This window comes from Methylovirgula sp., from assembly GCF_037200945.1.
Taxonomy (GTDB): Bacteria; Pseudomonadota; Alphaproteobacteria; order Rhizobiales; family Beijerinckiaceae; genus Methylovirgula.
This window is the reverse complement of the sequence record NZ_JBBCGP010000001.1, coordinates 3485738-3503936: the sequence shown is the minus strand read 5'-3', so window position 1 is coordinate 3503936 and position 18199 is coordinate 3485738. Positions and strand designations below refer to the sequence as shown.

The window sequence follows — 18199 nt, the reverse complement described above, 5'->3', positions numbered from 1 at the left end:
GCCGCGCCTACATTACATCAACGCGCTCCGAGAGGAGTGCCTCCTTTAACGGGCTTGTCTCAGAGGTCGGAGCCAGCCTGTCGCGAGTAGAATATGCATCCGAATTTCAGGAATTTTGCACTCTGGGTCATCATCTTTCTGCTCGTCGTCGCGCTCGTGATGTTGTTCTACAACCCGAGCCAACGAACGGCTGCGCAGGACAGTATCAGCTTCAGTGAGTTCTTGAGCGACGTCCAGGGCGGTCAGGTCCGCGAGGTGACGATCGTTGGCAACGAAGTGTCCGGCCATCTCAAGAACGACAAGGCGTTCGAGACCTATACGCCGAACGACCCCTCGCTGGTGCAAAGCCTCGTCAAGAACGGCGTGACGATCAACGCCAAGCCGCCGTCCGACGGCAATAGCTGGCTTTTGACCCTGCTGATCAACGGCCTGCCGATCCTAGCTTTCGTCGGCATGTGGATTTTCGTCACCCGGCAGATGCAGGGCGCGGGCGGTAAAGCGCTCGGCTTCGGTAAATCAAAGGCGAAGCTGCTGACCGAAGCCCACGGGCGCATCACCTTTGAGGATGTTGCTGGCGTCGATGAGGCCAAGGAAGATCTGCAGGAGATCGTCGAATTTCTGCGCGATCCGCAAAAATTCCAGCGGCTCGGCGGCCGGATTCCGCGTGGTGTGTTGCTCGTCGGGCCCCCCGGCACGGGTAAGACGCTGCTTGCCCGCGCCATCGCCGGCGAAGCCAACGTGCCGTTTTTCACGATCTCGGGCTCTGACTTCGTCGAAATGTTCGTCGGCGTCGGCGCGAGCCGCGTGCGCGACATGTTCGAGCAGGCGAAGAAGAATGCGCCCTGCATCATCTTCATCGATGAAATCGATGCGGTCGGTCGCCATCGCGGCGCTGGCCTCGGCGGCGGCAACGACGAGCGCGAGCAGACGCTGAACCAGTTGCTCGTCGAGATGGACGGCTTCGACGCCAACGAGGGCATCATCCTCATTGCCGCGACGAACCGGCCGGACGTGCTCGATCCGGCGCTGCTGCGCCCGGGCCGTTTCGACCGCCAGATCGTCGTCCCGAACCCGGACGTCATTGGCCGCGAGCGCATCCTGAAGGTGCATGTCCGCAAAGTGCCGCTGTCGCCTGATGTCGATCTCAAGACCGTCGCGCGCGGCACGCCGGGCTTCTCGGGCGCTGATCTGATGAATCTCGTCAACGAGGCGGCGCTGCTTGCGGCGCGGCGCGGCAAACGCATTGTGATGATGAGCGAGTTCGAGGACGCCAAAGACAAGATCATGATGGGTGCGGAGCGCCGCACTTTGGTCATGACGGAACAGGAGAAAATCCTGACCGCCTATCACGAAGGTGGCCACGCGATTGTCGCGCTCAATGTGCCGGCGACCGACCCGGTCCACAAGGCGACGATCATACCGCGCGGCCGTGCGCTTGGCATGGTCATGCAGCTTCCCGAACGCGACAAGCTGTCGATGAGCTACGAGCAGATGACGTCGCGTCTTGCGGTGCTGATGGGTGGACGCGTCTCCGAGGAGATCATCTTCGGCAAGGACAAGGTCACGTCCGGCGCCCAGTCGGACATCGAGCAGGCGACGAAACTCGCCCGGGCGATGGTCACGCGCTGGGGCTTCTCCGACCAACTCGGCACCGTGATGTACGGCGAGAACCAGGAAGAAGTCTTCCTCGGCTATTCGATGGGCAAGCAGAACAACATCTCCGAATCGACCTCGCAAAAGATCGATGCGGAAGTGCGCCGCCTCGTCGAAAGCGGTCTCGCGGATGCGACCCGCATTATCACCGAGAAGCGTCAGGATCTTGAGACCCTGGCCAAGGGCCTTTTGGAATACGAGACGCTGACCGGCGAAGAGATCTACGGTCTCTTGCGTGGCGAAAAGCCGATCCGCGATGCAGGCGACGAACCGCCGCCGGCACCGGCGCCGCGTCCTTCGCCTGTCCCGGCGAGCGGGCGGCAGCCGAAGGCTGGGCCTGAGACCGGCGGTCTGGAGCCGCAGCCGCAGACATAAAGAGTTCTGCTTCGCTATAAAATCCAAGTGCGGCGCTAACGGCGCCGCACTTTTTTTGAGCTGTCGCGACCTTTTGCGTTCGCGCTTAGTCTGGCCTTCCGTAAGCGGTGCAAATCCCCGGAGGCTCGGACGATGCTGGGTTTACATTTTAATCTTGCGACCGCGGCGGGCGTCGTTCTCGCGACGGCGGCAACGGACGCGGTCTATGTCATGTTCACGTCGGCCGTCAGCGCGGGGCACCGCTTTTCGGCGGCGAGTTGGAGCAGCTTTTGGTATCTGCTCTCGTCTTACGCTGTCATCAATTACACAGAGAACTGGATTTACGTGTGCTTCGCCGCTGCTGGTTCATGGGTCGGCGCATTCTTTTCTCTGACTTTCTTGCGTGCGATTCCCTCACGTCCGCCCGCGGGTGCGCCCCCAGAATAAACGACGAGCCAAGCGAAGAGTGTTGGCGTTGACGAGCCTGTCCGGGCGGAGCGCCTTGCCTAGCGAGCGTCAAAACAAAAGGCCGGTCTGTGTGACCGGCCTTTTCGTAACTTGGAACCGCCTATTAGGCTTACGACTGACCCGGGTTCAGGTCGGTCACGACGCGGCGGTTTTGCGACCAGCAGGAAATGTCGTTGCAAACCGCGACAGGGCGTTCCTTGCCGTAGCTGATCGTGCGAATGCGCTCGCCCGAAATGCCACGTGCGGTCAGATATTCCTTGACGCGTTCGGCACGCCGCGCACCCAGCGCGAAGTTATATTCGCGCGTGCCGCGCTCGTCCGCATGTCCTTCGACAACGAAATTGTAGCGACCGTATTGCTGCAACCAGGTGGCCTGCTTGTCGAGCGTCGCTTGCGCGGTTGGCGTCAGCTCGGTCGAATCTGTTTCAAAGAAAACGCGGTCGCCGACATTCTGGCTGAAATCCTGCGGCGAACCAGGCGTCGCAGTGCCATAGCCGCCAGCGAGACTGTCAGCCCCGGGATTTTTGGCGCAGGCCGCCATGGCGAGGGCAGCGCCTAAAGCTACGGCAAGCTTGAAAGCTCCCGTGCGCGGGTGAAGGCTCATGACAAAACTCCTTTCATGGCACTCGATCCGATAGTCCTACCGGGCGATGGTTAAACGAAGGTTCCGTCAACCTTTATGAGACCTTCTTGAAAAGCGTTGCATTTGGGCCATCGGCTAAGATGGTTAAGTTGGCCTTGATGGCAGTAATACGGCCAGCGGCCCGCTTTGGAGCACTTGAGAACTTTCCGCTCCGAAGCGTGCTCAAAAAGCATCATTTCGCGATTGCGGTGACGCTTTCGGTGCGGAAGGGATGGGGGGCGTAGACGCCCAGAATTTTGAATTCCTTGCAGAAGAATGCCAGTTCCTCGAAGGCCCGCGCGAGCGCGGGATCGTCGGGATGGCCGTCGACATCGGCGAGAAATTGAGTCGCGGTGAATTCGCCGTCGACCATATAGCTTTCGAGCTTTGTCATATTGACGCCGTTGGTGGCGAAACCGCCGAGCGCCTTATAAAGCGCTGCCGGGACGTTCCGGACGCGGAAGACGAACGTCGTGACGGTCGCAACAGTGCCGCGTTCAGGCCAATGCGGCGCGCGCGCCAGAATGACGAACCGCGTCGTATTATGCTTCTCGTCCTCCACGTCAGCCGCGAGGAGATCGAGCCCATAGATCTCCGCGGCCAAAGCTGGCGCGAGCGCGGCCTTCGTCGAGTCGCCCCATTCGGCGATCTCCTTGGCTGAGCCTGCGGTGTCGCCGCTGATATGGGCGACAAGGTTCAGCTTACGGATGATCTTCCGGCATTGGCCGAGCGCGTGGACGTGGCTATAGACCGATTTGAGACCATCGATCTTCGCGCCCTTGATCCCTAGCAATTGGAAATGCACCGGCAGGAAATATTCGCCGACGATATAAAGCCCCGCTGTGGGCAAAAGCGCATGGATATCGGCGACGCGCCCCGCCAGCGAATTCTCGATCGGGATCATCGCATAATCGGCGGAGCCATCGGAGACCGCCGTAAGCGCATCCTCGAATGTGGCGCGGGGCAGGGGCTCGAAATCCGGATAGACGGCGCGGCAGGCGATATCGGAATTGGCGCCGGGCTCGCCCTGATAAGCGATTTTTCTGTTCGTCATCTCTCGTCTCAGAAGCGCGCGTCCGCGGAGGACGCTTTCGCAGCCTCGGCGCTCGGAAGGACCGCCGTTTGGATAAGGTCCCAGATTTACTGGCGAAGCCTTTACCCGCAGGAAAATTATTATTGGCCGCCTTATACGGGTTGCCAAGGCTGCGGCAAAGCGACTAATCAACGGTCGCTAATATGATCGCCGTCAATGCCGGCTCTGCGGGGGAGTTCGTAAGGCCATGAATTCTTTTGAGTTCAATAAGATCGCAGGGGGCGTTCTCGGCACGCTTCTTTTTGCTCAGGTCGTTTATCTGGCGTCGAGCGCGCTATTCTCGCATCCGGCTCCGCCCAAGCCAGCCGAATCGGCTGCGACCGACGCTGGGAAGCCCGCGGCGGCGCCAGCGCCAGCGCCGGCCGAACTTCTCGCCGCCTACATCGGCAAGGCCGACGTCAAGAAGGGTGAGGACGATTCCAAGCCCTGTCAGATCTGCCACAATTTCGCGAAGGGCGGCGGGATCATCCTCGGGCCGCCGCTCTATGGCGTTGTCGGGCGCGCGCGCGCCTCTTTCGCGGGCTTCCAGTATTCGGATGCGATGAAGGCCAAGGGTGGCACCTGGACGCCGCAAGACATTTTTATCTTCATCAAGGATCCGCAGGCGTTTGTGCCGGGCACGAAGATGACCTTCTCCGGCGAGCCCTCGCCTGAGAAGCGCGCCGACATCGTCGCTTATCTCGACACGTTGTCGGACCATCCGGTGCCGCTGCCAGCACCCGCCGCGCATTAAAAGGTCCTGGCTAAAGCTCCATGAAGACCGGCCGCGCTTGCGCGGCCGTTTTGTTATCGCGGACGGTCTCGTGTTGCGCTGCCGGGTTAAAAAGCGACATAATCCTCGGACAGTCTGACCGCATCTCGCAAAGCGTCAGAGAGGCTTTTTTGACATCGCAGCAACGTTTGGTCGTTTCCCGCCGCTCCGTTCTACAACTTTGCTCCGGCCTTATCGGCGCCAGCATTCCATTCAGGTCCATCCCGGTTCTGGCCGATGCGCCGGCCAGTGGCGGCGAAACGCATGGATTGTCGATCTTCGGCGATCTAGCATTGCCAAAAGATTTTAAGTCCTTCGCTTACGTCAATCCGCAGGCGCCGAAGGGCGGCCAGCTCGCCTTGCAGCCGAGCGGCGGCGGCGCCAACGTTAGCCCGACGACGTTCAATTCCTTCAATGATTATATTTTAAAGGGGGATGGCGCGGCCGGCATGGGCGCGATCTTCGACTCGCTGATGGCAGGCAATAGCGACGAACCGGACGCACTTTACGGCCTTGTCGCCGAAAAGGTCTGGGTCTCCACCGACAAGCTGACTTATCGATTTTTCCTGCGCAAGCAGGCGCGCTTCCATGACGGAACGCCACTGACGGCGCATGATGTCGTCTTCTCGCTCAATATCCTCAAGACGCAAGGCCATCCGGCGATCTCGCAATCCCTGCGCGATCTCGAAAGTGCGGTCGCCGAAGCCGATGACGTCGTACGCGTGTCATTGCGCAAGGGCCACGGCCGCGAAGCGGCGATGATCATCGCCGGCCAGCCGATTTTTTCCGCCGCCTATTACGGCAAGAATGCATTCAACGAGACGACGCTTCAGCCGCCGCTTGGCTCCGGTCCTTATAAGGTCGGCGCTTTCGATGCGGGCCATTTCATCGTCTTCGAGCGCGTCGCCGATTATTGGGGCAAGGACCTGCCGGTCAATGTTGGGCAGAACAATTTCGATCGCATCCGCTACGAGTATTTTGCGGATCGCAAAGTCGCCTTTGAGGCCTTCAAGGCCGGTGTTTTCACGTTCCGCGAGGAATTCACCTCTGCCGTCTGGGCGACGCAATACGGCTTTGCCGCGGCCAACGATGGCCGTGTGAAACGCGAGACATTGCCGGATCAATTGCCGCTGGGAACGCAGGCATGGTTCCTCAATATCCGCCGCGACAAGTTCAAGGACATCCGAATTCGCGAAGCGCTTGAGCAGTGTTTCGACTTCGAATGGACAAACCGCAACATCATGTACGGGCTTTATCATCGTACGACGTCCTATTTTCAGAACTCGCCGATGATGGCGACCGGCACGCCTTCGCCGGAAGAACTCGCCATTCTCGCGCCCTTCAAGGCCAAATTGCCGGCGGCCGTCTTCGGCGAGGTGCCGGTGCCGCCCGTCTCGGACGGCTCTGGTCAGGATCGCGCGCTGTTGCGCAAAGCAAACGATCTCCTCATCGCCGCGGGTTGCAAACGCGACGGCGACAATCTACTGCTGCCTGATGGCAAACCTTTTGAAATCGAGTTTCTCGATTTCGATAACGCGCTCGAACCGCACACCGCGCCCTTTATCCGCAATCTCAATTTGCTCGGTATCACGGCGCGCTTTCGCGTCGTCGATCCGGCACAATTCAAAGAGCGGACGGATAATTTCGATTACGACATCATCACCTCGCGCTTCGGTCTCGGACTGACGCCAGGGGAGGCGATGCGCGCCTATTTCAGCTCGCATACAGCTAATGTGCCGGGCTCCTATAATATTTCTGGCATTGCGGATCCCGTCATCGACGCCCTGATCGAAGAGGCGCTGGTCGTCGATACGCGTGAGAAGCTCACCTACATCTGCCGCTCGATCGATCGCATTCTTCGTGTCGGGCATTATTGGGTACCGATGTGGAACAAGCCCAATCATCTTGTCGCCTATTGGGACCTGTTCTCTCGGCCCCAACGCAGCGCGAAATACGATATCGGCGTCGTCTCGACCTGGTGGTACGACACAGCCAAGGCCGCGCGCGTTCATCTGCCCGGGCAGTGATATGCTCGCCTATCTCGTCCGCCGCATCCTTTTGATGATCCCGACGGTCTTCGGCATCCTGCTTATCTCGTTCGTGATCGTACAATTCGCGCCGGGTGGCCCGGTCGAGCGCATCCTGGCGCAATTGCAAGGGCTCGAGACCAACGCGACAGCGAATTTCACCGGCGGTGATACTCGCGCGGGCGGCGGCGGCTCAGCGGAGTTTGGCTCGCGCTATCGTGGTGCGCAGGGGCTTGACCCGAAATTCATCGCTGAACTCAACAAGCAATTCGGCTTCGACAAGCCGGCGCCGGAACGTTTCTGGATCATGCTGAAGGACTATCTGCGCTTCGATTTCGGCAAATCCTATTTCCGCGACACGTCGGTGCTCGAATTGATCAAGGAGAAGCTGCCAGTCTCGATTTCGCTCGGGATCTGGATGACGCTCATCTCCTATCTCATTTCGATCCCGCTCGGCATTGCCAAGGCGGTGCGCGACGGCTCGCGTTTCGATGTTTGGACATCGAGCGTCATTATCGTCGGCTATGCGATCCCGAGTTTCCTTTTCGCGATCTTCTTGATCGTGCTCTTCTGCGGCGGCTCGTTCTGGCAGATTTTCCCGCTGCGCGGCCTGACGTCGGAGAATTTCGATACGCTGTCGCTGTTCGGCAAGATCAAGGATTACTTCTGGCACATCACCCTGCCGGTGACGGCGCTGACATTGAGCGGCTTCGCGACGATCACCTTCCTCACCAAAAATTCCTTCCTCGATGAAATCCGCAAGCAATACGTGCTCACCGCGCGGATGAAGGGTTTGAGTGAACGGCGTGTGCTCTACGGGCATGTGTTTCGCAATGCGATGATGATTGTCATCGCCGGATTTCCGGGCGCATTCATTAACGCGTTCTTTGGCGGCGCACTGCTGATCGAGACGATTTTCTCGCTCGATGGCCTCGGGCTGCTTTCCTATGAGTCGGTCATCAACCGCGATTACCCGGTAGTCTTCGCCAATGTCTATATTTTCGCCTTGCTCGGTCTCGTGGTGAATTTGATCGCTGACCTGACTTATACCTGGATCGATCCGCGCATCGATTTCGAGACGCGGGAGGTCTAGCGATGAGCGCGCCCGCGTCGATCGCCGCCACGAAGGGCGAATTTGGCCGCGCGCCGCCGCTAAGTTCAAGCGGGTTGATCCGGCTGTCGCCGCTCAATCGGCGGCGGCTCGCCAATTTCCGGCATAACAAGCGCGGCTATTGGTCGTTGTGGATTTTCCTGATCCTGTTCGTCCTGTCGCTGCTCGCCGAATTCATCGCCAACGATAAGCCGCTCGTGGCGTCTTACAAAGGTGAGTTCCTGTTCCCGATCTTTCGCGATTATCCGGAATCGCAATTCGGCGGCTTTCTCGCCCGGACAGATTATCGCGATCCATTCATCTCGGATGAGATCAAAGCGCATGGCTGGATGATCTGGCCGCCGATTCATTATTCTTACCGGACGATCGAACGTGCGCTGCCGACGCCCGCGCCATCGCCGCCGACCTGGATGTTGACGAAAGCGCAATGCGACGCCGCGGCGACGCGCGTCTTGCCGCCGGGCAAGCCAAACCACGGCTGCGGGGATATCGAATGGAATTGGCTTGGCACCGACGATCAGGGCCGGGATGTCGCCGCGCGGCTGATCTACGGCTTCAGGATTTCGATCCTCTTCGGCTTAGCGCTCGCATCTGTTTCTTCCGTCGTTGGCGTCGCGGCGGGGGCAGTGCAGGGCTATTTCGGCGGTTGGATCGATCTCATCATGCAACGGCTGATCGAAATCTGGTCTTCCGTGCCGCAGCTCTATTTGCTGATCATCATATCCTCGATCATCACGCCCGGCTTTTTTATTCTGCTCGGGACCCTGCTGCTGTTTTCATGGGTCAATCTCGTGCATGTCGTGCGCGCCGAGTTTCTGCGCGCACGGAACTTTGAATATGTAACAGCGGCGCGGGCGCTCGGCCTCAGCAATGCGCGGATCATGGTCAAGCACGTCTTGCCCAACGCGATGGTTGCGACGCTGACATTTCTGCCCTTCGTGCTCAACGGCTCGATCTCGACTTTGACGGCGCTGGACTTCCTGGGCTTCGGCCTACCGGCGGGTTCGGCTTCACTTGGGGAATTGCTGCTCGAAGGCGAGTCGAACCTTCAGGCGCCGTGGCTTGGGCTTACCGGCTTCTTCGTCATCGCGATCATGCTGTCGCTGCTGATCTTCATCGGCGAAGCGGTGCGCGACGCCTTCGATCCGCGAAAGACGATTGCATGAGCGACGCGCCGCTCCTCGATGTCCGCGATCTGCGCGTCGTCTTCCAGCAGGACGGAAAGGCGTTCGATGCCGTCAAAGGCATTTCGTTTTCGGTCTTGCGCGGGCGCACGCTGGCGATTGTCGGTGAATCCGGCTCCGGCAAATCGGTGACGGCCATGTCGATCCTGCGGCTGCTGCCGCCGGCGGCTACGGTCTCCGGCACGGCACTGCTCAAGGGCGAAGACATCCTGAAATTGAGTGAACGACGGCTGCGCGGCATTCGCGGCGCCGCCGTCACTATGGTCTTTCAGGAGCCGATGACCTCACTGAATCCGCTGCATACGATCGAGCGGCAGGTCGGCGAAATTCTTGAATTGCACGGCGGCCTCAAAGGTGCGGCTTTGCGGCGGCGGATTATCGAACTGCTCACCGAGGTTGGTATTCCTGACCCGGCGCAGCGTCTGTCCGCCTACCCACATCAGCTCTCCGGCGGTCAGCGTCAGCGCGTGATGATCGCGATGGCGCTTGCCAACAGGCCCGACCTTTTCATCGCTGACGAACCGACGACGGCGCTCGACGTCACGGTGCAAGCCCAAATCCTGACCTTGCTGAAGGATTTGCAGCAACGCTATGGCATGGCCATGCTTTTCATCACGCATGATCTCAACATCGTCCGCAAGCTCGCCGACGATGTCGCGGTGATGCAAAAGGGCGAGATCGTCGAGGCGGGAAGCGTCGCGCAGATTTTCAAATCGCCGCAGCATCCCTATACAAAGGCGCTCCTTGCGGCCGAGCCGAAGGGGACGCCGCCACAGAGCGATCCGTCGGCGCCGATCGTGCTCGAAGCGCAGGATATCCGTGTCCATTTTCCGATCCGGCGCGGCCTGCTGCGGCGGACGGTCGGCGCGGTAAAGGCGGTCGATGGTATCTCGCTCGTTTTGCGGCAAGGCGAGACACTTGGCATCGTTGGCGAGTCGGGATCCGGCAAGACGACGCTCGGCCTCGCCGTGCTGCGGCTGATCCGTTCGCAGGGGCCGATTGTCTATCTCGGTCAGCGCATCGACGGGCTGTCGTTTCGGGCTATGCGTCCGCTGCGGCGCGACATGCAGATCGTGTTTCAAGACCCTTACGGCTCGCTGTCGCCGCGGCTCTCGATCGCCGATATCGTCGCCGAAGGCTTGATCGCGCAGGGCACACGCCTCAGCCTCTACGAGCGCCGCGAAATCGTCGCCAAGGCGCTCGCCGACACGGGACTCGATCCAGCAGCAATGGATCGCTACCCGCACGAGTTTTCAGGCGGCCAGCGCCAACGCGTTGCGATTGCGCGGGCAATGGTGCTGGAGCCGAAATTCGTCGTGCTGGACGAGCCGACATCGGCGCTGGATATGTCGGTGCAGGCGCAAATCGTCGATCTGCTACGCCAATTGCAGCAGAAGCGGGATCTCGCTTACCTCTTTATCAGCCACGATCTGCGCGTCGTGCGCGCACTCGCCAGCGAGATCATCGTCATGCGTCACGGCAAGGTCGTGGAACAGGGCGTTGCGAGCGAGATTTTCGCCAATCCGCAGAGCGATTATACCCGGGCTCTATTCGCTGCGGCCTTTGCCATCGAGGCGGACCGCAGCGGCGCGGTCGCGCAATAGTACGTGGCCTCACAATTTTGCGGTGCGCGAACCCGTGCCTTTCGGCGTCTTGATCGTGGTGCAGGTGCCTTTGGGGACGAATCTGAAATAATGGCCGTCGTAATCGATCGCTTGCGTCCCGGCGCAGGTGGTGCCGGCGCCGGCGGCACAATCGTTCTGGCCCTTCAGCGCGACGCCAAAGCATTTCTCGGACTTTTTGGTTTCGGCCTGCGCCTGAACGGCGATCAACGCGACGGCTGCGGCAAGTGAAGAGGCCAGGGTCGCCTTGGCCAGTGTAGATTTGGTCATCATGAATCTGCTCCCGAGCCTCGATAAATGGGGCCCGCCTTGAAGCTCAAGACGGTTTGCAACCCGCACCGCTCTGGTACGGCCGGCCTTCGCTGAGCGTTACCCCCGAACGCGGCAGATTTTAGATCACGAAGGCGTGACAAGACGTGGGTAAAAAGGCATGTAACGCCGAGCCGGGCTTTTGCGAACGCCAAAGAGGACGCGTGCGGGTAGACCGAAACAGCGAGTGGAGCGCTCTTCTACGCGCCGCCAACGCGGGGGATGCCCGGGCCTATCAACGGTTCCTGCAAGAATTGGCGCCGGTACTTCGGGCGTTTGTGCGGCGTTTGCTGATGCGAACGAGTTCGGGGGGTACTGAGGCTGAGGACATCGTGCAGGAAATCTTGCTTGCCATCCACCTGAAACGGCAGACCTGGATAGACACGGCGCCGGTGACGCCCTGGGTCTTTACGATCGCGCGGCATAAGACCATCGACGCGCTGCGGCGGCGCGGCCGCCATATCGACGTGCCGATCGATGATTTCACCGATGTTCTGGCCGCGGAGAACGAGGAGCCCAACCTCGCCAGCGTTTATATCGATCGCGAGCTTGGAACGCTGCCCGATGGCCAGCGCAAGGTTGTGCAGGCGATCGCCGTCGCGGGCGATTCCATCACCGAGGCGGCGGAGAAGCTGAAGATGACGCAAGGCGCGGTGCGGGTGGCTTTGCATCGCGGGTTGGCAGCGCTTGCGGCGCGCACCACCAAGAGGAGTGGCAGCGCATGAAGACGGACGATCTGATCCGTAGTCTTGCCGCCGACAACGGCCCGCGCATGTCGCTCGGCCGGGCGCTGCTCTATGGCTTCTTACCAGGTATGGCGATTTCCTTGCTTATCTACGCCGTGCGGATGGGTATGCGACCGCATATTTTCGATATGATTGGCGAGCCGCGACTCCTCTTCAAGATCGCTTTTCCAATCGCGGTTTTTGCCTGTGCCGGGCCGTTGGCTTTGCAATTGGCGCGGCCGCGCGGCAATCCGCGGCCGCTTGTCATCACCCTCTTGGCACTCCTGGTCGTGCTTGCCGTCGCAATCGTGGCTGAACTTTCCGTTTTGCCGCCAGGTCTTTGGTCCGTTCGGCTCATCGGCCACAATGCCCGCTTCTGCATGGTGATGGTCCCGTTGCTTTCGGCGGCGCCCTTGATTGGCGCATTGATCGCCCTGCATCGGGGCGCGCCGCAAAATCCCGGCCTCACGGGCGCGACCGCCGGGCTTTTTGCCGGGGCTTTTGCCGCCTCGCTTTACGCGACCCATTGCCCCGACGATTCACCGCTTTTCGTCGCCACCTGGTACACGCTTGCGATTCTCGTCGTGATGATCGTCGGCGCGCTGGCAGGCAACCGCTTCCTGCGCTGGTAGCTATTATTTTACCTGCCGCTTTTCGAGCTTGCGGGCGAGGGTGCGCCGATGCATGCCGAGCCGCCGCGCGGTTTCCGAAATATTGAAATCGGCTTCGACCAGCGTGCGGTGGATGTGCTCCCATTCGAGCGTTTTGATCGAGGTCGGCCGCTCGGTGAGTGGCACTTCGATATTGCCAGCCGATTTCTTGAAGGCTTCCTCGATATCGTCGGTATTCGAAGGCTTAGCGAGATAATGGCAGGCGCCAAGCTTGATCGCCTCGACGGCGGTCGCGATGCTGGCATAGCCGGTGAGCACGACGATCAGCATATCGGGATCGTGCGCGTGCAGGGCTTCGACGCAGGCGAGCCCCGACCCACCGCCAAGTTTCAGATCGACGACCGCATAACCCGGCGTCTGCGTCTGCAGTAACGAACTGACGTCCGCGAGGCTCTCGGCGAGCAGGACGTCATAGTCACGCCGCTCAAACGAGCGCTTAAGCGTGTTGGCGAAAGCGGAATCGTCCTCAACGATCATCAGCAGACGCTCATTCGGCATAATGTGGCGCTCCAATTACCAGCGCGGTCAGCGGCAGGCGCAACGTGACGATGGCGCCCCGGCCGGCGCGATTACGCGCCTCGGCGATTCCGCCGAGTTTCCTGACCACATTCACGACGAGGAAAAGACCGAGCCCACGGCCCGCGCGGCCCTTGCTCGATTGATAGGGGCGCCCGAAATTGGCAAGAATCTCAGGCGCAAATCCGGACCCGAGATCGCTGACTTCCAGAATGAGCGAATCCGTGTCGCGCATCGCGGTGAAGCCAACCCAGGTCGGCGAGGCTTCGACGGCATTGTCGAGCACGTTGAAAACGATCTGCTTCAGCGCCGAATCGGAGACGATGGGCAGATCGGTGCCGAATTTATTCTCATAGGAGAGCACCGCCGCGGGTCTGCCCTCGCGCCAGCTCGCGACGATATCGTCGAGGAATTTTGTCACCGTGGTGATGCTTGGAGCTTCGCCACGCGCCTCGCCGGCCGAAAGCAGAATGTCGGTGACGATCGCCTTACAGCGATTGACGGCAGCCTGCATTTCCTCGACCTCCTGACGCATCTCGGCATTGCCTTTGATCAGCGGCATACGCCGCCAATCGCCGAGGATGACGGAGAGAGAGGCGAGCGGCGTTCCAAGCTCATGCGCCGCCCCTGTCGCGAGCAGGCCGATACGAACGATATGATCCTCCTCGATCGCGCTTTGTCTGAGCGCGGCGAGACGTGCATCGCGTTCGCTCAAGTTGCGCGTGATGCGGGTCAAGAACACGACAAGCAGCGCTGCGTTGAGAATGAAGCAGACGAGCATTCCGAAAATGTGCAGGGAGAACATATCGCCGGACCAGCGGCGCGGCATTTCCAAAGGCTGGTGGAAACTAACAAGCACGACGAAGCCGGTGAAGGCGAGCGCGACGACCAGCCAGGTCGATTGCGCGTCCAGCAGGATCGCCGCCATCGTGATCTGGAGCAGATAAAGCGAAACGAACGGATTGGTCGCGCCGCCGCTCAACCAAAGTTGCGCCGTTAGCGCGAAAACGTCGAGCATTGAGACAAGAAGCAGCGCCGCGCTGCTGATATCCTCGTGCAGGCGCAGCCAAATGAAGCTTGCGACATTGACCAGAATCAGCGCGGCAAGAACGGCGAGCATTGCGGGCAGCGGCAGGAGGATGCCGAGCCCATATTGCACCATCGTGATGGTGACGAGCTGCCCGACTACGGCGACCCAGCGAAACTGGATCAGCAGAACCATGTTCTTGCGGTTGGCGGCGTTTGAAATCGGCGGCGCGGTCTTCGGCTCCGCGCGGCTTGAGGCGTGCGGCGTCGCTTCGAATTCCGGCTTCGCGATCTGAGTGTCTTCGCGCGCGAGCATCTGGTCCAGCATCAGTTGCGTTGGCGGACATTATAGAGGGTTGCGCCGGCCAACATCAAAGCCAGGCTGAACCAGGTCAGCGCGTAGAGGAGATGGTTGTTCGGGAAGTCGAGCACGGTCAGGCCGCCGCGGGGCCACGCTTCGGGGTCGGCGCCGGCCTCGACATCGATGAAATAGGGCGCGACGTCAGTTAGCCCGCGAGCGCTCGCGATGGCGACGACGTCGCGGGAATACCAGCGGTCCTGTGCTGGATCGTTCGTGCGCAAAAAGCGGCCTTTCGGCTCCGTCATTCGCAGCAGGCCGGTCACTGTGGTTTCGCCATTGACCGCGCTGTGCGCCGCAGGTGAGCGCCGCTCCGGCGGAACAAAGCCGCGATTGGCGAGAATAATAAAGCCTTGGTCGGTCTTGAACGGCGTCAGGACCCAAAAGCCCGGACCTAGCGCGGTCAGAGCCTGGACATCGGTCTCATGACCGTTGAGGAAATGTCCGACGGTGCTCACCCGCAGATATTCGTCCCGCTTAACGGAGACTTTTGGCCAGTCTATTGGACCCGGTGGCGCAACGGGCGCGGCGTGGACGCGCGCATCAACACGGGCGATGAGGCCGAGTTTCCAGACGCGGCGTTCAAGCTGCCACACGCCAAGACCAATTAGCCCGGCGATGACGAGAAGGACGCCGGCGAGAACCGCGAACCGTGCGAGCGGCGAGCGTTGCCCGCCGCCGCCCGTAATTGTCACGGCATTTGTCTCATGACGGCAGGAGTCGGCGCCATGTTCGAGGTCAGATGGAACATGACCCACAGGGAGCCGCTGAGCGTGATAAACAGAACGATCGCGGTGAACATGAGCGTCAGGAACGTCCAGCCGCGCTCGGACCTGAAGTTCACATGCAGGAAATAGATGATGTGGACGACAATCTGCACGGCGGCGAACGCCATGATCGTGATCGCTGCGATAGCCTTGTTGGCGATGACGCCCGACATGATCAGCCAGAAGGGAATGACCGTCAGGACGACCGAAAGGCCGAAGCCGATCAGATAGCTTTGCAGCGTCCCGTGCGGGGGGGCGTCATCATGGCCGTGATCGTCGTCGATCGCGTGCGCGTCATGGCTCATCGCAACATCCCCAGAAGATAGACAAAGGTGAACACGCCGATCCAGACGACGTCGAGAAAGTGCCAGAACATGCTGAGGCACATCAGCCGGCGCTTATTGGCCGCGATCAGGCCTTTGGTCGCGACTTGCGACATCAGAACCAGCATCCAGACGAGGCCGGACGTGACGTGCAGGCCGTGGGTGCCGACGAGGGTGAAGAACGATGACAGGAAGGCGCTGCGCTCCGGCGTCGCGCCTTCGTGGATCAGGCCGGCGAATTCGTGCAATTCGATGCCGACGAAGCTCGCGCCGAAGAGTGCGGTGACGGCGAGCCAGCCTAAGGTGGCGCCAGCTTTATCCTTCTCCATCGCCAGCATGGCGAAGCCGTAGGTGATGGAGGAGAGGAGCAGCATCGCGGTGTTGACCGCCACAATCGGCAGTTCGAACACGTCCTTCGGTGCAGGGCCGGCGGCGTAATTACCGCCAAGCACGCCGAAGGTCGCGAAGAGGCACGCGAAGATGAGACAATCGCTCATCACATAGATCCAGAAGCCCAGATAGGTGCTTCCGCCCTCGGGATGCTCGTGCTCGTCGACGACGTAATAAACGGGCGGTTGCCCGCCATGGGCGACGGTGTCGCTCGCAACGGTCATGGATTAAACCTTCGCCGAAAGATGACGGGTGCGCTCGTCTTCCGTAAGGCTGACGTCAGCCGCCGGAATATAGAAGTCGCGGTGATAGTTGAACGTATGCGCGATGCCGGTCGCGATCGCCGCGGCAAAACTCACGATCGCCAGCCACCAGATGTGCCAGATCATCGCGAAGCCGAAGGCGGTGGCGAAGCCCGCAAGGATGATGCCGGCGGCTGTGTTCTTCGGCATGTGGATCGGCTTGAACCCTTCGAGCGGGCGAACGTAGCCATGTTGCTTCATGTCCCACCAGGCGTCGATGTCATGCACCACGGGCGTGAAGGCGAAATTGTAGGAGGGCGGCGGCGACGAGGTCGACCATTCCAGCGTGCGGCCGTTCCACGGATCGCCGGTCGTGTCAGCCAAAGCTTCGCGATTCTTGATGCTGACGGCAATCTGAATGAGGAAGCTGACAATCCCGAGGAAGATCAGCACGGCGCCGACGAAGGCGATGATGAACCAGTTGTGTAGCGACGGATCGTCGATCACACGCAGGCGACGCGTGACGCCCATGAAGCCCAACACATAGAGCGGCATGAAGGCGAAGTAGAAGCCGACGACCCAGAACCAGAACGACATCTTGCCCCAGAACTCATCAAGCTTGAATCCGAAGGCTTTCGGAAACCAATAATTGACGCCGGCAAACATACCGAACAGCACGCCGCCGATGATGACGTTGTGGAAGTGAGCGATCAGGAAGAGGCTGTTGTGGAGAACGAAGTCGGCCGGTGGGACGGCCAACATAACACCTGTCATGCCGCCGATCACGAAAGTGAGCATGAACGCGACCGTCCACATCATCGGCACTTCGAAGCGGATACGGCCGCGGTACATCGTGAACAGCCAGTTGAACATCTTCGCGCCCGTGGGGATCGAGATGATCATCGTGGTGATGCCGAAGAACGAGTTCACGCTCGCGCCGGAGCCCATCGTGAAGAAGTGATGCAGCCAGACAAGATACGAAAGGAGCGTGATCACGAGCGTCGCGTAGACCATCGACGTATAGCCGAAGAGGCTTTTGCCGCAGAACGTCGCAGTCACTTCCGAGAAGACGCCGAAAGCCGGCAGGATGAGGATGTAGACTTCCGGATGGCCCCAGATCCAGATGAGGTTCACATACATCATCGGGTTGCCGCCGAAATCATTCGAGAAGAAATTGAACCCGAGATAACGGTCGAGCGTGAGCAGGGCGAGCACTGCGGTGAGCACGGGGAAGGCGGCGACGATCAGGATGTTGGCGCAAAACGCCGTCCAGGTGAAAATCGGCATGCGCATCAGAGTCATGCCCGGTGCGCGCATCTTGACGATCGTACAGATCATATTGATGCCGGAGAGCAGCGTTCCGATACCTGCGATCTGCAGACCCCAGATGTAATAATCGACGCCGACGTCCATGCTGTAAGCCGCTTCCGACAGCGGCGGATAAGCGAGCCAGCCGGTGCGCGCATATTCACCGATGAAAAGCGAGATCATCGTCAGCACGGCGCCGGCGACCGTCATCCAGAAGCTGAAACTGTTCAAGAATGGAAAGGACACGTCGCGCGCGCCGATCTGCAGGGGCATGACCAGATTGATCAGGCCGGTGATGAACGGCATGGCGACGAAGAAGATCATGATGACGCCGTGCGCCGTGAAAATCTGGTCGTAATGGTGCGCCGGCAGATAGCCCTGGCCGCCACTAGAGGCCAACAATTGTTGCGCGCGCATCATCAGCGCATCGGCAAAGCCGCGCAGCAACATGATGATGGCGAGCACGAGGTACATCACGCCGATCTTTTTGTGATCGACGCTGGTGAACCATTCCTTCCAAAGATATCCCCAGGCGCGCAGATATGTGAGCGCGCCGAGAACGACGACCCCGGCCACCGCGACGCCGGCGAACGTCATGATCAGGATCGGCTCGTGATAGGGGATCGAATCGAGGGTCAGACGACCGAAGATTTCTTTCTGCAGGGTCGGATCGAGCATA

At 60.2% G+C, this 18199-nt stretch carries 18 protein-coding genes; 9 read left to right on the top strand and 9 right to left on the bottom strand.

Features of this window, described 5'->3' with window-relative positions:
* The first annotated feature begins 93 nt into the window (after positions 1 to 93).
* Positions 94 to 2028, top strand: coding sequence for an ATP-dependent zinc metalloprotease FtsH (gene ftsH, locus WDN02_RS17175; RefSeq protein ID WP_337294641.1), 1935 nt, complete (start codon positions 94 to 96; stop codon positions 2026 to 2028).
* 132 nt (positions 2029 to 2160) lie between these two features.
* Positions 2161 to 2454 (top strand): hypothetical protein, encoded by a 294-nt coding sequence (locus WDN02_RS17170; protein ID WP_337294640.1) that lies wholly within the window; start codon positions 2161 to 2163, stop codon positions 2452 to 2454.
* Between the two features lie 130 nt (positions 2455 to 2584).
* Here WDN02_RS17170 and pal read toward each other — a convergent pair whose 3' ends face one another.
* Together pal and WDN02_RS17160 are read right to left on the bottom strand one after the other, a co-directional pair.
* A complete protein-coding gene (gene pal, locus WDN02_RS17165; RefSeq protein WP_337294639.1) occupies positions 2585 to 3079 on the bottom strand; it encodes a peptidoglycan-associated lipoprotein Pal in 495 nt (164 codons plus the stop codon).
* A gap of 211 nt (positions 3080 to 3290) precedes the next feature.
* On the bottom strand, positions 3291 to 4151 hold the full coding sequence (locus WDN02_RS17160; RefSeq protein WP_337294638.1) for a prephenate dehydratase: 861 nt from the start codon (positions 4149 to 4151) through the stop codon (positions 3291 to 3293).
* Positions 4152 to 4377: 226 nt separating this feature from the next.
* On the opposite strand from WDN02_RS17160, the gene WDN02_RS17155 reads away from it, so the two are divergent.
* From WDN02_RS17155 to WDN02_RS17135, 5 genes are all read left to right on the top strand, one after another.
* On the top strand, positions 4378 to 4923 hold the full coding sequence (locus WDN02_RS17155; RefSeq protein ID WP_337294637.1) for a c-type cytochrome: 546 nt from the start codon (positions 4378 to 4380) through the stop codon (positions 4921 to 4923).
* A gap of 149 nt (positions 4924 to 5072) precedes the next feature.
* A complete protein-coding gene (locus WDN02_RS17150) occupies positions 5073 to 6968 on the top strand; it encodes an extracellular solute-binding protein (protein ID WP_337294636.1) in 1896 nt (631 codons plus the stop codon).
* 1 nt (position 6969) lies between these two features.
* The gene (locus tag WDN02_RS17145; RefSeq protein WP_337294635.1) at positions 6970 to 8061 is read left to right on the top strand and encodes a microcin C ABC transporter permease YejB; all 1092 of its coding nucleotides are present in this window, start codon (positions 6970 to 6972) and stop codon (positions 8059 to 8061) included.
* Positions 8062 to 8063: 2 nt separating this feature from the next.
* Positions 8064 to 9245: an ABC transporter permease gene (locus WDN02_RS17140; protein ID WP_337294634.1), complete on the top strand. Its 1182-nt coding sequence runs from the start codon at positions 8064 to 8066 to the stop codon at positions 9243 to 9245.
* Complete coding sequence (locus WDN02_RS17135; protein WP_337294633.1) at positions 9242 to 10867, top strand: ABC transporter ATP-binding protein; 1626 nt, start codon at positions 9242 to 9244, stop codon at positions 10865 to 10867. The genes WDN02_RS17140 and WDN02_RS17135 overlap by 4 nt, the downstream gene beginning before the upstream one ends.
* Before the next feature lie 9 nt (positions 10868 to 10876).
* On the opposite strand, the gene WDN02_RS17130 is transcribed toward WDN02_RS17135, so the two are convergent.
* Positions 10877 to 11155, bottom strand: coding sequence for a DUF2282 domain-containing protein (locus WDN02_RS17130; RefSeq protein WP_337294976.1), 279 nt, complete (start codon positions 11153 to 11155; stop codon positions 10877 to 10879).
* A 146-nt stretch (positions 11156 to 11301) separates the two neighbouring features.
* Between WDN02_RS17130 and WDN02_RS17125 the strand changes: the two genes are divergently transcribed.
* Both WDN02_RS17125 and WDN02_RS17120 read left to right on the top strand, forming a co-directional pair.
* The gene (locus WDN02_RS17125; RefSeq protein WP_337294632.1) at positions 11302 to 11919 is read left to right on the top strand and encodes a sigma-70 family RNA polymerase sigma factor; all 618 of its coding nucleotides are present in this window, start codon (positions 11302 to 11304) and stop codon (positions 11917 to 11919) included.
* Positions 11916 to 12551, top strand: a complete 636-nt coding sequence (locus WDN02_RS17120) for an NrsF family protein (protein ID WP_337294631.1) — start codon at positions 11916 to 11918, stop codon at positions 12549 to 12551. Before WDN02_RS17125 ends, WDN02_RS17120 begins: the two co-directional genes overlap by 4 nt.
* Positions 12552 to 12554: 3 nt before the next feature.
* Here the strand turns inward: WDN02_RS17120 and WDN02_RS17115 are convergent, their stop codons facing one another.
* The 6 genes from WDN02_RS17115 to cyoB are packed head-to-tail and all read right to left on the bottom strand — an operon-like array spanning position 12555 to position 18198.
* On the bottom strand, positions 12555 to 13088 hold the full coding sequence (locus WDN02_RS17115; RefSeq protein ID WP_337294630.1) for a response regulator transcription factor: 534 nt from the start codon (positions 13086 to 13088) through the stop codon (positions 12555 to 12557).
* Complete coding sequence (locus tag WDN02_RS17110; RefSeq protein WP_337294629.1) at positions 13078 to 14460, bottom strand: ATP-binding protein; 1383 nt, start codon at positions 14458 to 14460, stop codon at positions 13078 to 13080. The genes WDN02_RS17115 and WDN02_RS17110 overlap by 11 nt, the downstream gene beginning before the upstream one ends.
* On the bottom strand, positions 14460 to 15185 hold the full coding sequence (locus WDN02_RS17105; protein ID WP_337294628.1) for an SURF1 family protein: 726 nt from the start codon (positions 15183 to 15185) through the stop codon (positions 14460 to 14462). Before WDN02_RS17105 ends, WDN02_RS17110 begins: the two co-directional genes overlap by 1 nt.
* Positions 15182 to 15562 (bottom strand): cytochrome o ubiquinol oxidase subunit IV, encoded by a 381-nt coding sequence (cyoD, locus tag WDN02_RS17100; RefSeq protein ID WP_337294627.1) that lies wholly within the window; start codon positions 15560 to 15562, stop codon positions 15182 to 15184. Before cyoD ends, WDN02_RS17105 begins: the two co-directional genes overlap by 4 nt.
* Positions 15559 to 16194, bottom strand: coding sequence for a cytochrome o ubiquinol oxidase subunit III (gene cyoC / locus WDN02_RS17095; RefSeq protein WP_337294626.1), 636 nt, complete (start codon positions 16192 to 16194; stop codon positions 15559 to 15561). The genes cyoD and cyoC overlap by 4 nt, the downstream gene beginning before the upstream one ends.
* Before the next feature lie 3 nt (positions 16195 to 16197).
* Positions 16198 to 18198 (bottom strand): cytochrome o ubiquinol oxidase subunit I, encoded by a 2001-nt coding sequence (gene cyoB / locus WDN02_RS17090; protein ID WP_337294625.1) that lies wholly within the window; start codon positions 18196 to 18198, stop codon positions 16198 to 16200.
* Position 18199 lies beyond the last annotated feature (1 nt).

Coding starts and splice junctions, on each gene's coding strand:
- ftsH (WP_337294641.1), top strand. CDS start 94: ATGCATCCGAATTTCAGGAATTTTGCACTCTGGGTCATCATCTTTCTG.
- WDN02_RS17170 (WP_337294640.1), top strand. CDS start 2,161: ATGCTGGGTTTACATTTTAATCTTGCGACCGCGGCGGGCGTCGTTCTC.
- pal (WP_337294639.1), bottom strand. CDS start 3,079: ATGAGCCTTCACCCGCGCACGGGAGCTTTCAAGCTTGCCGTAGCTTTA.
- WDN02_RS17160 (WP_337294638.1), bottom strand. CDS start 4,151: ATGACGAACAGAAAAATCGCTTATCAGGGCGAGCCCGGCGCCAATTCC.
- WDN02_RS17155 (WP_337294637.1), top strand. CDS start 4,378: ATGAATTCTTTTGAGTTCAATAAGATCGCAGGGGGCGTTCTCGGCACG.
- WDN02_RS17145 (WP_337294635.1), top strand. CDS start 6,970: ATGCTCGCCTATCTCGTCCGCCGCATCCTTTTGATGATCCCGACGGTC.
- WDN02_RS17140 (WP_337294634.1), top strand. CDS start 8,064: ATGAGCGCGCCCGCGTCGATCGCCGCCACGAAGGGCGAATTTGGCCGC.
- WDN02_RS17135 (WP_337294633.1), top strand. CDS start 9,242: ATGAGCGACGCGCCGCTCCTCGATGTCCGCGATCTGCGCGTCGTCTTC.
- WDN02_RS17130 (WP_337294976.1), bottom strand. CDS start 11,155: ATGACCAAATCTACACTGGCCAAGGCGACCCTGGCCTCTTCACTTGCC.
- WDN02_RS17120 (WP_337294631.1), top strand. CDS start 11,916: ATGAAGACGGACGATCTGATCCGTAGTCTTGCCGCCGACAACGGCCCG.
- WDN02_RS17115 (WP_337294630.1), bottom strand. CDS start 13,088: ATGCCGAATGAGCGTCTGCTGATGATCGTTGAGGACGATTCCGCTTTC.
- WDN02_RS17110 (WP_337294629.1), bottom strand. CDS start 14,460: ATGCTGGACCAGATGCTCGCGCGCGAAGACACTCAGATCGCGAAGCCG.
- cyoD (WP_337294627.1), bottom strand. CDS start 15,562: ATGAGCCATGACGCGCACGCGATCGACGACGATCACGGCCATGATGAC.
- cyoC (WP_337294626.1), bottom strand. CDS start 16,194: ATGACCGTTGCGAGCGACACCGTCGCCCATGGCGGGCAACCGCCCGTT.
- cyoB (WP_337294625.1), bottom strand. CDS start 18,198: ATGCTCGATCCGACCCTGCAGAAAGAAATCTTCGGTCGTCTGACCCTC.